The sequence below is a fragment of the Pseudomonas sp. TE9122 genome, from assembly GCF_056278925.1.
Map to the genome: position 1 here is coordinate 1,554,910 of NZ_JBWBQI010000001.1, position 15,939 is coordinate 1,570,848.

The 15,939-nt window shown below is 63.4% G+C and carries 7 protein-coding genes; 6 read left to right on the forward strand and 1 reads right to left on the reverse strand.

Annotated elements, in window-relative coordinates; all coding sequences use genetic code 11:
• Positions 1-4 precede the first annotated feature (4 nt).
• Together ACZ9BE_RS06965 and ACZ9BE_RS06970 are read left to right on the forward strand one after the other, a co-directional pair.
• On the forward strand, positions 5-1,177 hold the full coding sequence (locus tag ACZ9BE_RS06965; protein WP_476249097.1) for an MFS transporter: 1,173 nt from the start codon (positions 5-7) through the stop codon (positions 1,175-1,177).
• 82 nt (positions 1,178-1,259) lie between these two features.
• On the forward strand, positions 1,260-1,517 hold the full coding sequence (locus ACZ9BE_RS06970; RefSeq protein ID WP_476249098.1) for a hypothetical protein: 258 nt from the start codon (positions 1,260-1,262) through the stop codon (positions 1,515-1,517).
• Here the strand turns inward: ACZ9BE_RS06970 and ACZ9BE_RS06975 are convergent.
• Complete coding sequence (locus ACZ9BE_RS06975; protein WP_476249099.1) at positions 1,495-2,628, reverse strand: cupin-like domain-containing protein; 1,134 nt, start codon at positions 2,626-2,628, stop codon at positions 1,495-1,497. The two genes, ACZ9BE_RS06970 and ACZ9BE_RS06975, sit on opposite strands and share 23 nt — an antisense overlap.
• A 135-nt stretch (positions 2,629-2,763) precedes the next feature.
• Between ACZ9BE_RS06975 and ACZ9BE_RS06980 the strand changes: the two genes are divergently transcribed.
• The 4 genes from ACZ9BE_RS06980 to ACZ9BE_RS06995 all read left to right on the forward strand — a co-directional run bounded on the left by ACZ9BE_RS06980 (position 2,764) and on the right by ACZ9BE_RS06995 (position 15,936).
• Entirely contained in the window at positions 2,764-3,504 is a 741-nt protein-coding gene (locus tag ACZ9BE_RS06980) for a thioesterase II family protein (protein WP_252879774.1), read from the forward strand.
• A 39-nt stretch (positions 3,505-3,543) separates the two neighbouring features.
• Positions 3,544-4,527: a TauD/TfdA family dioxygenase gene (locus ACZ9BE_RS06985; protein WP_476249100.1), complete on the forward strand. Its 984-nt coding sequence runs from the start codon at positions 3,544-3,546 to the stop codon at positions 4,525-4,527.
• Positions 4,528-4,714: 187 nt separating this feature from the next.
• Entirely contained in the window at positions 4,715-8,116 is a 3,402-nt protein-coding gene (locus ACZ9BE_RS06990) for an amino acid adenylation domain-containing protein (RefSeq protein ID WP_476249101.1), read from the forward strand.
• The gene (locus ACZ9BE_RS06995; RefSeq protein ID WP_476249102.1) at positions 8,113-15,936 is read left to right on the forward strand and encodes an amino acid adenylation domain-containing protein; all 7,824 of its coding nucleotides are present in this window, start codon (positions 8,113-8,115) and stop codon (positions 15,934-15,936) included. The genes ACZ9BE_RS06990 and ACZ9BE_RS06995 overlap by 4 nt, the downstream gene beginning before the upstream one ends.
• Positions 15,937-15,939 lie beyond the last annotated feature (3 nt).

Below are 15,939 nucleotides of genomic sequence, written 5' to 3' on the forward strand. Positions count from 1 at the left end.
GTTCATGGCAAACCCCTACCGCGAGTTATTCACTGCCCCCGGCGCACGCAATTTTGTCCTGGCCGGGATGATCGCGCGCATGCCGATTTCGATGACCGGCATCGGCGTTATCACCATGCTCTCGCAACTCAAGGGCGGCTATGCTTTGGCCGGTGCGGTGGCGGCGACCTTTGCCTTGGCCACGGCGTTTTGCGCGCCGCAGGTATCGCGGTTGGTGGACCGTTATGGGCAGGGGCGGGTGCTGCCGATCGCAGCGCTGACCGGTGGCGGCGGGTTATTGATGTTGCTGCTGTGCACGCGTTTGCAGGCGCCGGACTGGACGTTGTTCGTGTTCGCCGCGCTGGCCGGGTGCATGCCGAGCATGTCGGCGATGGTGCGCGCGCGCTGGACCGAGATCTACCGTGGCCAGCCGCAATTGCAGACGGCGTATGCGCTGGAGTCGGTGCTCGACGAAGTGTGTTTTATCGTCGGGCCGCCGCTGTCAGTAGGCTTGTCGGTTGCGGTGTTTCCCGAGGCCGGGCCGCTGGCGGCGCTGTTGGCCTTGGCCATTGGCGTGACGGCGTTTGTCGCCCAGCGCAGCACCGAGCCACCGGTGCACGCGCAGGAGTCGCAGCATCAGGGCTCGATCATTCGCTCGACCGACGTGCAATGGCTGCTGGCGTTGATGCTGGCGATGGGCGTGATCGTCGGGGTGATTGATGTGGTCAGCGTCGCCTTCGCTCAACATCAGGGGCAGCCGGCAGCGGCGAGTATTGTTTTGTCGGTATACGCGATCGGCTCATGCCTGGCCGGCATCGCCTTCGGTGCGATGCGTTCGAAACTGCCGCTGCCGCGCCTGTTTCTCTACGGCGGCGTGGCGACGGCAGTGACCACGCTGCCGCTGCTCTTGGCGAGCAACATCCTCGGCTTGTCGATCGCGGTATTTATCGCCGGACTGTTTTTTTCGCCGACGTTGATTGTGGCGATGGCGCTGATCGAACGCATCGTGCCACCTGCAAAACTCACCGAAGGCCTGACCTGGCTGGTGACCGGGCTGAGCATCGGCGTGGCGATCGGCGCCGCCGGTTCCGGCGCGCTGGTCGATGCGTTTGGCGCGCGCAGCGGCTTCTGGCTGGCGATTGCGGCGGGGGCGGTGGTGCTGATTTCCGCGTTTCAAAGTTTCCGTCACTTGAAATAACAGTCCTGTTGTAGGAGCTGACGAGTGCAACGAGGCTGCGATCTTTTGACTTTGACTTTGACTTTGACTTTGACTTTGGATTTTGAGGATCAAGATCAAGATCAAGATCAAGATCAAGATCAAGATCAAGATCAAGATCAAGATCAAGATCAAGATCAAGATCAAGATCAAGATCAAGATCAAGATCAAGATCAAGATCAAGATCAAGATCAAGATCAAGATCAAGATCAAGATCAAGATCAAGATCAAGATCAAAAGATCGCAGCCTCGTTGCACTCGTCAGCTCCTACGCTCCTACGCTCCTACAGGAAATGGGGTTACCAGCCTCGGCCGGAGTTGACCCAGAAGTTGACGGATAGCGACGTCGACACCGACTCCACCTGATGGAACCAGCCCTCGGGCAGGAACAGCAGATCCCCAGCCTCCAGCGTTACCCGCAAAAACGTCACCTCCCGCGCTGCCGGGAAGCGCTCATAGTCCGGCGCATCGGGGTTGAAATCGCAGCCATCCAGACCACCCTTGGGCGCGGTCGACCAGGTGCCCAGCGCTTCGCGGTGATGCGGCGCGGCAAGGGTGAATTTTTTCTGCCCCCAGACCTGCGCGAAGAGATTGTCGGTGTCATCGCGGTGCAACGGCGTCAGCGTGCCCTTGGGGCCGATCCAGATGCGTGGCGGGATGAACAGCGACGTGTCGAAGTAGGGCGGGTACTGGATCTGCTGCAACAACTGCGCTGGCAGGATGTTGTTGCCCATGTACGCCGGCGGCTCGCCGTCCGCGCCTTTGACTGCCGGGCTGTCCAGCGAGGCGATGAACTCGGCCATTGAGGTCGAGCGGAAATCACGCTCGGTGGAAAACGTCTTCTTCACATAATCGCCATGGCGGGTGATGCCCTGCAGTTCAGCGAAATGCACCAGCGACTCCTCGCGGCTCAGGCTGAACAATGGCCAGTCGCGCAGGGCATTGCTGATCACCAATGGAATGCCGTTGGGCAGATAACGGGTTTCGAATTCGTGCCGGCTCAACCCTTCGCGCGCACGGCGTTCGACGCTGGTCTGCCGAGGCAGCGCGGCAGTGAGCTTTTCGCTGAAGCGCGGTGGCGTCGGGTAGCGCTTGTTCATGTCAACCTTTTCCACCGTGCCGCCACCCTGGCGAGCGTGGTCGATGATCTGCGGCAACATCGTCGCCAGGCCCATGTTGCCGCCAATCTTCAGGCGACCGCTGGCGAACAGTTCCTCGACATTGACCACGCCGGCCATGATCCCCAAAAAATCCTTTTCCGCGACTTCGATGGTCACGTCCGGGCTGGGGTGGCGACCGGCTGCCGTGCGCTGGCTGGTCTTGATGTCATACCAGTACGCCTGTTGCGCACTGAAGATGAACTGGAAAACCCCCTCGATGCCGACCGCGCCGGCGTTGGCGAACAACTTGCCCAGAATGCTCTGCAGGTCCACGGTGATTCCTCGCGATTGTTGTTTTTTTCCTGAACAGGCAACGAGCGGCTGGCGGGGTAATTTAGCGACCGGGCGACTAATTTGTCCGGCCAGTGATCCGTCTTTCTTGCAGACACATTTTTCAAGGAAAGCGCGGTGACCAAGCTGACATTGCTGTGCCTGCCCTATTCGGGCGCCAGCGCCATGGTTTACAGCCGCTGGCGGCGTCAACTGCCGACGTGGCTGCAATTGCAACCGGTGGAACTGCCGGGACGTGGCGCGCGGTTCGATGAACCGCTGCAAACCGACATGCGCGCACTGGCGCGGCAACTGGCGCGCGAGCACAAGCCGGGGTTGCAAGGCCCGTATGCGTTGTTCGGGCATAGCCTCGGTGCGTTGCTCGCCTGCGAACTGGCCCATGCCTTTCGCGAATTGGGTGTGCCGGAGCCGCTGGCGCTGTTCGCCTCCGGCACCGCCGCACCGTCCATGCGCAGCGATTACGACCGCGGCTTTGCCGAACCGCGCAGCGATGAGGAACTCATCGAACAGTTGCGCACCTTTCAGGGCACCAGCGAAGAAATCCTCGCCAATCAGGAATTGATGAGCCTGACCCTGCCGGTGCTGCGCGCCGATTTCATGATGTGCGGGCGCTTCACGCCTGCCGAGCGGCCCTCGCTCAATTGCCCGGTGCACGTGCTCGGTGGCAAGGAAGATCGCGCCACCACCGAACAATTGATCGGCTGGAGCAAAGAGACCCTGGGCAGTTTCTCGGTGGACATGATGACCGGCGGGCACTTCTTCATTCATGAGCACGAAGCGCGGGTCATTCGCACGATCAAGACGCATCTGGAAGTGCATCACCGGCGCCATGCGCAGGCCGCGCAACCGGCGTTCTGAGACGCGACTCATCTATCACGCATATTCAGGAGGCCAGTCATGGCTGTTGCTCTGGGATTTTCCGTTCGGCCATTGCTGCCGCAGCGCGGACGCTTGCCGCTGTTGATCGAGGCGAGCGATGCCGACACTGATCTGTTGGCGGTATTCGATGAATTGAAGGAGCTGGTCGACGAGCATCTGCTGCGTGACGGTGGGGTGCTGTTTCGCGGTTTCCGCCTCGACGGCGCCGAGCAGTTTCGCCAGTTTGCCGCGAGTTTCGGCCATCCATTGCTCAACTACGAGTTCGGCTCGACGCCGCGTACCAACGTCACCCAAGGCGTGTACACCTCCACCGAATACCCGGCGCACCAAAGCATTCCGCTGCACAACGAGCAGGCCTATTCCCGCGACTGGCCGATGAAGATCTGGTTCTACAGCATGATCGCTGCCAGGTCCGGAGGCGAGACGCCGATTGCCGACAGCCGCGAAGTGTACCGGCGCATCCCCGTGGCGATCCGCGAGCGGTTCGTCAGCAAAGGCCTGATGTACGTGCGCAACTTCGGCAATGGCCTCGATGTGGCCTGGGAAGACGTGTTCAACACCGAAGACCGCGAAGTCGTCGAGGCCTACTGCAAGGCCCACGGCATTGTCTGCGAGTGGAAGGACGACGGTGAGCTGCGCACGCGCCAGACCTGTCAGGCGGTGGCGGTGCACCCGGTCACGGGCGACCACGTCTGGTTCAATCAGGCGCACCTGTTTCACATCTCCAACCTGCCAGCGGACGTGCGCGAAAGCTTGCTCGACATCGTCGACGAAGAAGACCTGCCACGTAACGTCTACTACGGCGACGGCTCGCCGATCGAAGACGAGGTGCTGGCTCAGATTCGTGCGGTGCTCGACGACTGTGCGATCAGTTTCCCCTGGCAGGAAGGCGATGTGTTGATGCTCGACAACATGCTCTCGGCTCACGCGCGCTCACCGTTCGAAGGGCCGCGAAAAGTCATCGTGGCGATGGCCGAGGGGCATTCGCAGGACGCGCGCTGACCTGTTCGCAACTCTTCAACTCAAATGCCGAATCCGGGCCTGTACCGGCTTCGGCATTTGTCTGTCTGGCCTTTGAACCGTCGGGCCGTGATTGCCGCTGGCGCGCTAAATCATCGCGCGGGCCATTCGTTCTTGTTGATACGACCGGGTCTCCAGGTCACGCCGCCGATCAGCAAGGACTCCACGCATGAATGCCGCAGACGCACAGAAACTAGCCCGCCGCTTTATCGAATTGCCCCAGGACAAACGCCGTCTGTTCCTCGCCGGCATGGCCCGCGAAGGCATCGATTTTGCGCAGTTGCCCATGACCGCCTGCGACGGCATCGCCGAGCGAGACGGCCTGTCTTACGCGCAACAGCGCATGTGGTTTCTCTGGCAACTGGAGCCGACCAGCGCCGCCTACAACCTGCCGATGGCGGTGCGTCTGGATGGTGAGTTGCAAGTCGAGGCACTGGAGCAGGCCTTCAGCCGTCTGGCGGCGCGCCACGAATGTTTGCGCACCACCTTCGGCCAGGATGGCGAGCGGGCCTTCCAGCGTGTGGCCGAACCTCAGCCTCTGAAACTACCCGTGACTGACCTGAGCGAGTTGCCCCAAGCCCGGCGCTGGCCGCTGGCGCAGCAGCACATGATGGCCGAGGCGACGCAGGCCTTCGACCTGCAGAATGGCCCGCTGCTGAGTCTGCGTCTGTTGCGCCTGGCCGAGCAGGAACATGTGTTGCTGCTGACCTTGCATCACATCATCGCCGACGGCTGGTCGATGAACATTCTGATCGACGAATTCATGCGCACCTACGACGCGTTGGCCGCCGGGCGTGAACCGACGCTGGCGCCCTTGACCGTGCATTACCGCGACTATGCGCTGTGGCAGCGCAGCTGGCTGGAGGCCGGTGAGCGCGAGCGGCAATTGGACTACTGGCGCACGCAACTGGGCGACGAACATCCAGTGCTGGAATTGCCCACCGATCGCGCCTATCCGGCGCAGTCCAGTCATCAGGGCGCACGCCTGGAAACGGTGATCGACGCAGCCCTGCGCGAAGAGCTGAAAAACCTTGCCCAGCGTCAGGGCGTAACCTTGTTCGTGGTGTTGCTGGCAGCGTTCAAGACCCTGTTGCATCGCTACAGCGGCCAGACCGATATTCGTGTCGGCGGGCTGATCGCCAACCGCACCCGCAGTGAAACCGAAGGGTTGATCGGCTTCTTCGTCAACACCCAGATTCTGCGCAGCGTGGTCACCGCACAAACGCCCTTCACCGAGTTGCTGCAGAACCTGCGCCAGGCCGCCCTCGGCGCCCAGGCCCATCAGGATCTGCCGTTCGACGCCCTGATCGAAGCCCTGCAACCGGCGCGCAGCCAGAGCCACAATCCGCTGTTCCAAGTGATGTTCAACCACCAGCCGCTGGTCACCGATCTGCACCAGGCGCAACTGGCCTCGGGTTTGCGCGTGGGCTATTTGAGCGAGGAGCAACTGGCCGGCAGCGGCCGGCAACATGCGGCCACCAGTGACCTGATGCTCGACACTCGCGAGGAGGGCGAGCAACTGTTTGCTGCCTTCACTTACGCCACGGATATTTTTGATGCTTCAACCATCTCCGCGCTGGCCGGGCATTGGCGCAACATTCTCCAGTCGGTGTGCCGCGATCCGCAGCAGTTGATCGGCGAAGTGGCGATGCTCGCCGACAGCGAACGCCACGGGTTGATCCAGGCCACCGCGCCAGCGCCTCGTTTCACTAGCGTGCAAAGCCTGTTCGAAGCGCAAGTAGCACGCACTGGGCAAGCGCCGGCGGTGCGGTTGGCCACAGCGCCTGCGCCGGCATTCAGCTACGACGAACTCAACACCCGCAGCAATCGTCTGGCCCATCAGTTGCGCGCACAGGGTGTCGGCCCGGACGTGCTGGTCGGTGTTGCGCTGGGCCGCTCGCTGGAACTGGCGGTGGCGCTGCTGGCGGTGCTCAAGGCCGGCGGCGCCTATGTGCCGCTGGATCCGCAGACGCCGGCCGAACGCTTGCGCCATGTGCTCGCTGACAGTGGTTTGCAACTGTTGCTCGGCGACCAGCAAAGCCTCGCCAGCCTGCCGCCGCTCGACGGCATCGAATGCCTGTGTCTGGAGCAATTGCCCGCCAGCGAACAGAGCGACAATCTGCCGGTCACGGTCGAAGCCGACAACCTCGCTTATGTGATCTACACCTCGGGTTCCACCGGGCGGCCGAAAGGCGTGGCGGTCAGTCATGGCGCGCTGAGCGAGTTCATTGCCCGCGCCATCGATTACAGCGATCTGCGCGAAGGCGACCGTGTTCTGCAATTTGCCACCAGCAGTTTCGACGGTTTCGTCGAGCAGTTTTTCCCGCCGCTGTGCCATGGCGCCAGCGTGGTCATGCGCGATGCGCCGTTGTGGGACAGCGCGACGCTGCATCAGGTGATCATCGATCAGGGCATCACCCTGGCCGATCTGCCAGCGGCTTATTGGTATTGGCTGGTGCAGGAATACGCGGCGAAACCGCCGGCAAGTTTCGGCGCGCTGCGGCAGATTCACGTCGGCGGCGAAGCCATGGCGGTGGACGGTTTGCGCTTGTGGCAACAGGCCGGGCTCGTCCATGTGCGCCTGCTCAACACCTACGGCCCGACCGAGGCCACGGTGGTCTCGACGATTCATGACTGCACCGCGCTGACCGCGCAGGACGTGTCGTGGCGCGGCATGCCGATCGGCAAGCGCCTGGCGGCGCGGCGTCTGTACGTGCTCGACGATGATCTGAACCTGCTGCCGCAAGGCGCGGTGGGCGAGTTGTACATCGGTGGACCGGGTCTGGCGCGCGGTTATCACCGCCAACCGAGCCTCAGCGCCGAGCGTTTCATTGCCGACCCGTTTGCCGACGGCCAGCGCCTGTATCGCACTGGCGACCGTGCGCGGCTGCGCGGCGATGGCGCGCTGGAGTATGTCGGCCGGGTCGATCATCAAGTGAAGATTCGTGGCTTTCGCATCGAACTGGGCGAGATCGAATCGCGCCTGCAGCAATGTCCGGGCGTTCGCGAAGCGGTGGTGCTGGCGGTGCCATTCGCGGGTGGAGCGCAACTGGTCGCTTACGTGGTGACAGAACCTGCGGTGCTCGCCAGCGCGGCGACGCAAGCGGCATTCCGTCAGCAGACCCGCGCTGCGCTGCAAGCCAGCCTGCCGGATTACATGGTGCCGGGGCATCTGCTGTTGCTGGCGAACCTGCCGCTGACGCCGAGCGGCAAGCTCGACCGCAAGGCCTTGCCGACGCCGGATCCTGCGCAGTTGCAGGGCGATTACCGCGCCCCGCAATCGCCGGCCGAGCAGTGTCTGGCGCAGGTCTGGGCCGAGGTGCTGCACGTGCCGCGTGTGGGCCTGGACGATCACTTCTTTGAGCTGGGCGGCCATTCGTTGCTGGCCGCGCAGGTGATTGCCCGGGTCAAGGAGCAGATGGGCGTGGTGCTGCCGCTGCGCAGCCTGTTCGAAAAACCGCTGCTGGCGGATCTCGCCGAGGTGCTCGGGCAACTGGCCGAGGCGAGCGGCGACGACGACTGGTCCGACCTGGATCAGTTCATGAATGCTTTGCAAGGAGAAGAAGTATGAGCGGCACGATGGCGGAACGTATTGCAAAAAGGTTCGTCGGCTTGCCGCTGGAACAGCGTCGGCTGTTTCTGGCCAAATTGCGCGAGGAGGGCAAGGATTTCAGCCTGTTGCCGCTGCCGGTCAGCCGCCACGACTGTGCGCAGGTTCCCCTGTCGTTCGCCCAGCAGCGCCTGCTGTTTCTCTGGCAACTGGAACCGCACAGCGCCGCATACAATATGGCCGCTGGCTTGCGTCTGAAAGGCCGGCTGGATGAGTCGGCCCTGAGCCGCTCGTTCGATCATCTGCTGGCGCGCCATGAAGTGTTGCGCACGGTGTTTCACACCGACGGCGATCAAGCGCATCAGCTGATTCTCGAGCAACAAAGTATTGCGCTGGAACGCTTCGATCTGACCGACGTCGCCGTGCAAGAGCGCGAAAAAGTGCTCGCGCAACACGTGCAAGACGTCACCGCGCAACCGTTCGATCTGCGCCACGGCCCGTTGCTGCGCGCCAGCCTGTTTGCTTTGGCCGACGATGAGTTCGTGCTGGTGGTGAGCATGCATCACATCGTCTCCGATGGCTGGTCGATGGACGTCATGGTCAAGGAATTCGTGCAGTGCTATCAGGCGTTCAGCTTGCAGCGCGAGCCGCAATTGCCGGCGCTGCCGTTGCAGTACGCCGACTATGCGATCTGGCAGCGGCGCTGGCTGGAGGCCGGCGAGGGCGAACGCCAGCTCGACTACTGGCGTCAGCAACTGGGCGACGAGCATCCGCTGCTGGAAGTGGCAGCGGACTTTGCCCGACCACCGACCCAGAGCTTCGCCGGGCAGACCCTGAGCTTTGATTTCGGCACCGACCTGTCGCAACAGCTCAACGTCTTCGCCCGCAGCCAGGGCATCAGCCTGTTCATGCTGGTGCTGGCCGGGTTCTCGCTGTTCCTTTCGCGTCTGGCCGGCGAGCGCGACATTCGTGTCGGCGTGCCGAATGCCAACCGTGGCCGCGCCGAAGTCGAAGGGCTGATCGGTTTCTTCGTTAACACTCAGGTCCTGCGCTGCCAGGTCGATGAGCGCGGCAGCTTCGCCGATTTGCTCGCGCAGGTGCGTGAAGCGGCGTTCGGCGCGCAGGCGCATCAGGAATTGCCGTTCGAGCAACTGGTCGACGAATTGGTCGCCGAACGCACCCTGGGCCACAACCCGCTGTTCCAGGCCAAATTCAACCAGAACGTCGGCATGCAGAAACAGCGCTCGATGGCCTTGCCCGGCCTGACCGTCAGCGAATACCCACTGGCCAAGGACGGCACGCACTTCGATCTGGCCCTGGACATTACCGACGACGGCGCACTGATCCACGGTCAGATGACCTATGCCAGCGATCTCTATCAGGCGGAAACGGTCGCCGGTTTTGTGCCGATGTTGCTGGATCTGTTTGCACAGTTGCTCGACTCGCCGCAGGCGCCACTGCACACCGTGGCCACGCGGCAGCCTGCTGCGCTTGCCATTCACCGCGAACCGGCGTTGACGGTGTTGCAACACTGGGCGCGTGAAGTGGCCCGGCAGCCGCAGGCGCTGGCCGCTCGGGATCTCAAGCAAACGGTGACTTTCCAGGCGCTGGATGAACAAGCCAACCGTCTCGCCCATTATTTGCGTGCGCAGGGCGTCAATGTCGGCGAACCGGTGGCCGTACTGCTGGAACGTTCGCTGGACTGGCTGACTTGCCTGCTGGCGATTCTCAAGGCTGGCGCGGTGTACATGCCGCTCGACGTCAAGGCGCCAAGCGCGCGCCTGAAGCAGATGCTCGGCGCTGCCCAGGCGCGGGCGCTGATCGGTGCTGAAGGCGACGCACGGCTCAGCGAACTGGCGGCTGAGGGCTGTCAGGGTCTGGAGTTTGCACCAGGGCAATGGCACTCGCTGCCGACGTCCGCGCCTGAGCTGACGCTGTATGCGCAGTCGCCGGCCTACGTGATTCACACCTCCGGTTCCACCGGGCAACCCAAGGGCGTGCTGGTCAGCCACGGCGCGCTGGGCAGTTATGTGCGCGGTGTACTCGAGCGTCTGGCGCCGGCGCCCGAGGCGAGCATGGCGCTGGTCTCGACCATCGCCGCCGACCTTGGCTTCACCGTGCTGTTCGGCGCGTTGTGCTCCGGTCGTTTGCTACATGTGCTGCCAGAAGAACTCGGCTTCGACCCGGATCGTTTTGCCGAATACATGGCCCGCCATCGCGTTGGCATGTTGAAAATCGTCCCCGGGCATCTCGCCGCGCTGTTGCAGGCGGCCAAGCCTGCCGATGTGCTGCCGGAACACGCACTGATCGTCGGCGGCGAAGCCTGTTCGCCGGCGCTGGTCGAGCGCGTTCAGCAACTTAAACCGGGCTGTCGCCTGATCAATCACTATGGCCCTAGCGAAACCACCGTGGGTGTGCTGACCCATGAGGTCGAAGAACTCCCCGCCCAGGCGCGTAGTGTTCCGATCGGCGCAGCGCTGGCCGGTGCCCATGTCTATGTGCTCGACGATGTGCTCAACCCGGTAGCCGATCAGGTCGCCGGTGAGCTGTACATCGGCGGCGACAGCGTTGCCCTTGGTTACCTGAATCAGCCGGCGCTGACCGCCGAACGCTTCCTGCCCGACCCGTTCGGCGCAGCGGGCGCGCGGGTCTACCGCAGCGGCGACCGGGTCCGGCGCAATCGCGAGCAGGCGCTTGAGTTCATCGGTCGTGCCGACGATCAGGTCAAAGTTCGCGGCTACCGTGTGGAGCCTGCGGAAGTCGCGCGGGTGTTGCTCAGCCTCGATGACGTCAGCGAAGCCGCCGTGCTCGCGCTGCCACTGGATGACGATCCGGCGCGCCTGCAACTGCTGGCATGGTGCGTGCCGGCAGTGGGCGCGAAGGTGCAGGCGCAGGATCTGCGCGAGCAATTGCAGGCGCGGCTGCCGGATTACCTGGTGCCGGCGCAGTTAGTGTTGCTGGAAAAGCTGCCGCTGACCGCCAACGGCAAGCTCGACAAGCGTGCGTTGCCAGTGCCCGGGGTGGTCAGCCAGCAGTTCGTCGCGCCGGTCGGTGAGATCGAGGAGAAACTCGCCGCGATCTGGGCCGAGGTGCTCAAGCTCGAAAGGGTCGGCAGCAGCGATAACTTCTTCGAACTGGGTGGCGACTCGATCCTCAGCTTGCAGATCATCGCCCGGGCCAAGCGCCAGGGCATCAAGCTCAGCCCCAAGCAGTTGTTCGAAAAACAGACCATCGGCCAACTGGCTGCCGTGGCCAAACTGATCGAAGCCAAACCGGCTGCCGTCGCGGCACCAGTGGCACGCGGGCCGTTGCCGTTGCTGCCGATCCAGGTGCGCTTCTTCGAGACGCCGATTGCCCAGCGTCAGCACTGGAATCAGTCGGTAATGCTGCAACCGACCCTGGCGCTGGACGCCGTGCATTTGCGCAAGGCGCTGGCGACGTTGGTCGAACAGCACGAAGCGCTGGCCTTGAGCTTTGTGCAGTCGGGCGATCACTGGCAGGCACTGCCGCAGCCGCAGGGTGATGCCGAATTGCTCTGGGTACGCGAGCTGGACAGCCTCGATGCCTTGCCGGCCGTGGCCGACGCGGCGCAGCGCAGCCTGGATTTGCAACGCGGGCACTTGCTGCGCGCGGTGCTGGTCAACCTGCCGAACGCCGAGCAGCGTTTGTTGCTGGTCATCCATCACCTGGTGGTCGATGGCGTGTCGTGGCGCATTCTGCTCGAAGACTTGCAGCAGGCTTACCTCGCATGGGCGGCGGGGACGGCGCCTGTGTTGCCGGGCCAGAGCAGTTCGCTGCACAACTGGGCCGAGCAGTTGCACCGTTATGCACAGAGTGAAGCGCTTGCCGGCGATCGCGATTATTGGCGCCAGACTCTGGCGGCGGAAGACGCGGCACTGCCACAAGATTTCGCCGAGGACAGCCAGACCCGCGCCCATGCTGCCCGCGCCAGTACGCGCCTGAGCCAGACATTGACCGACAAACTGCTGAAAGTCGCCCCGGCGGCCTACCGCACGCAAATCAACGACCTGTTACTGACCGCATTGGCGCGGGTGTTGTGTGACTGGAGCGAGCAGCCTTCGGTGTTGATCCAGCTCGAAGGCCATGGTCGTGAAGACCTGTTCGACGACATCGACCTGAGCCGCACGGTCGGCTGGTTCAGCAGCCTGTTCCCGGTGCGCCTGACCCCGCAGGCCAATCCCGCTGCGTCGCTGTGCGCGATCAAGGAGCAACTGCGCGCCGTGCCGGGCAAAGGCATCGGTTATGGCGTGCTGCGTTACCTCACGCGTGCTGCCGAGTTGCAGACGCTGGCGCAACCACGGGTGACCTTCAATTACCTCGGTCAGTTCGACGGCGCGTTCAGCGCTGAGCAGGGCGCGTTGTTCTTGCCAAGCAGCGACGGCACTGGCGCCAATCAGGATGGGCAAGCGCCGCTGGGCAATTGGCTGAGCGTCGACGGACAGGTTCTCGGCGGTGAGCTGGAACTGACCTGGACCTTCGGCAGCGGCATGTACCGCGCCGAGACCATCGAGGCGTTGGTCGAGGCTTATCGCCGCGAACTGCAACGCCTGGTCGAACATTGCTGCGCGAGCGGCGCAGGTGGCGTGACTCCTTCGGATTTCAACCTCGCCAACCTGACCCAGGCGCAGCTGTCGGCATTGCCGATGGCGCCGCGTGACATCGTCGATCTGTACCCGCTGTCGCCGATGCAGCAGGGCATTCTGTTCCACAGTCGTAACGAGCCGGACAGTCCGGCTTACACCAATCAGCTGCGCGTCGACGTCGAGCAGCTCGACGCCGAGCGCTTCCGCCAGGCCTGGCAGCAGACTGTTGATGCTCACGATATTCTGCGCACGGCGTTCGTCTGGCCGCAGGATGCCGCCGCGCCGGTGCAGGTGGTCCGCAGCCGTGTGCAGATGCCGTGGCAAGTGCAGGACTGGCGCGGTCGCGCCGGTCTTGATTCAGCACTTGATCATCTCGCCACTGAAGACCTGCACAACGGTTTCGATCTGCTCGACGCACCGCTGTTGCGCGTGACGTTGGTGCGCACCGATGAGCACACTCATCACCTGATCTACACCTGCCATCACATCCTCATGGACGGCTGGAGCACTTCGCAGTTGTTCGGCGAAGTGCTGCAACGCTACGCCGGCATCACGCCGAGCGCAGGGCAGGGGCGTTATCGCGATTACATCGAATGGCTCGGCCAGCGCGATCAGCAGGCCAGTCGGCAATTCTGGAGCACGGCGCTGGCGGATCTCGAAGAGCCGACGCGACTGGCCAGTGCCATGCCGGTCAGGCACGCGGCTAGCGGCTATGCCGATCACGAGCATGTGTTCAGCGAACCGCTGACCGCAGAACTGAACCGCTTCGCCCGCGAGCAGAAAGTCACCCTTAATACGCTGGTGCAAGCGGCGTGGCTGTTGCTGTTGCAGCGCTACACCGGCCAGGATCACGTGGCGTTCGGCGCGACGGTCGCCGGACGGCCGACGGATTTGCCGGGTGTCGAGCAGCAGATCGGTCTGTTCATCAACACCTTGCCGGTGGTGGCGGCGCCATCGCCGGAGATCGGCGTCAGCCAATGGCTGCAACAGGTGCAAGACCTCAACCTGGCCTTGCGCGAGCACGAACACACGCCGCTGTATGACATTCAGCGCTGGGCCGGGGCGGGTGCCGGCGCGTTGTTCGACAGCATTCTGGTGTTCGAAAACTACCCGATGGCCGAGGCCTTGGCTCAGGGTCCGCAGACCGGCCTGAAATTCTCGGCGATCCGCCGTCAGGAGCAGACCAATTATCCGCTGACCCTGGTGGCGATCACCGGCCGTGAGCTGAGTCTGGGCGTGAGTTACGATCAGGCCAGTTTCGACGCTCAAGCGATCAATGCGTTGAGTGCGCAGTTGCAAGGCCTGCTCGAGCAGTTCCTCGCCGACGCCACGCAGCCGCTGGGGGCGCTGCAACTGCTCGCCGAGCCACAACGGCAACAAGCGATCGAGTGGGGCAAGGCGCCGGTTACCACGCCGGATCAACGCACGGTGCTGGCGCACATTGCCGCGCAAGTGCAACGTCAGCCGCAGGCGAACGCGGTGCTGTTCGCTGAGCAATCCATCGCTTACCAAAACCTCGACACCCGGGCCAATCGTCTGGCGCACAAGCTGCAAGGCATGGGCGTCGGGCCGGAAGTGCGCGTCGGCGTGTGCATGCGCCGCACGCCGGACATGCTGGTCGGCTTGCTGGCGATCCTCAAGGCCGGTGGCGCCTACGTGCCGCTCGATCCGGATTACCCGCAGGAACGCTTGCTGCACATGCTCGACGACAGCCGCGCCGCTGTTTTACTCACTGAGCCAGCGGCCTTGGCGATGCTGCCCGAAACCTTGAGTGCGCAGGTGCTGCTGGTGGACGAGAACGTCGCCAGCGAATACCCGGCGACTGCGCCGCTGGTTAACCTCGCGGCTGAAAATCTGGCGTACGTGATCTACACCTCCGGTTCCACCGGCAAGCCGAAAGGCGTAGCGATCAGCCACGGCAATCTGTCGGCGCTGATTCAGTGGTCAGCGGGTGTCTATCGCGAAGAACAATTGCGCGGTGTGCTGGCCTCGACCTCGATCTGCTTCGATCTGTCGGTGTGGGAAATCTTCGTCACGCTGGCCTGCGGAGGCTGTCTGGTATTGGCCGACAACGCTCTGGCGCTGGCGGATTTGCCGGCGCGCGAGCAGGTCACCCTGATCAACACTGTGCCGTCGGCGATTGCCGCGTTGCAACGGGCCGGGCAGATCCCGACTTCGGTCGGCACCATCAATCTGGCCGGCGAGCCGCTCAAGCAGAGTCTGGTCGACAGCCTCTACGCCAGCACTCAGGTGCAGCAGGTCTACGACCTCTACGGGCCGTCGGAGGACACCACTTATTCAACCTTCACCCTGCGCACGCCGCAGGGCCGGGCGAACATTGGCCGGCCACTGGACGACACCGTGGCCTACCTGCTCGACAGTCAGTTGCAGGCGCTGCCCGAGGGCGTGGCGGCCGAGCTGTATCTGGCGGGTGCCGGGGTGACGCGCGGCTATCTGCGCCGCGCCGCGCTGACCGCCGAACGCTTTGTGCCGAATCCTTACGCGAGCAACGGCGAGCGCCTGTACCGCACCGGCGATCTGGTGCGCCAGGGCGACGATGGCAACATCGAGTACATCGGTCGCGCCGACCATCAGGTGAAGATTCGCGGTTTCCGCATCGAACTCAGCGAGATCGAAGCGCGCCTGCTGGAACTCGACGATATCGGCGAAGCGGTGGTATTGGCGCAGGACGGCGCCGCTGGCAAACACCTGCATGGCTACCTCGTCGCCGCGCCGGAAAGCGAGCGGTCGACGCTGGCCGAGCGGGTACGCAATGCCTTGGCCAGTCGCTTGCCGGCGCACATGCTGCCGGGGCATCTGCACCTGATCGATGCGATCCCGCTGACGCCCAACGGCAAGCTTGATCGCAAGGCGCTGATGGCGTTGGGCGAGAGCCCGACGCAGGAGCAATACCAGGCACCGCAAAGCGACTTGCAGTGGGAGGTCGCGACGATCTGGCAGCAAGTGCTGGAAGTCGAGCGGGTAGGGCTGGCGGACAACTTCTTCCAGCTCGGCGGCCATTCGTTACTGGCGACGCTGGTGGTGACCCGGGTGCAGGAGCGTCTCGGCGACAAGGTGCCGCTCAAGGCGCTGTTCGAAACCGACACCCTCAAGGATTTCTGCGCGCGGATCGAAGCGCTGCGCGTCGAAATGTCGCCCGTTCAGGATGAATTGGCTAAATCACTGGAGGCCCTCAAACGTCTATCCCTCGATGATCTGGAAAAACTGATTTCTTGAGAG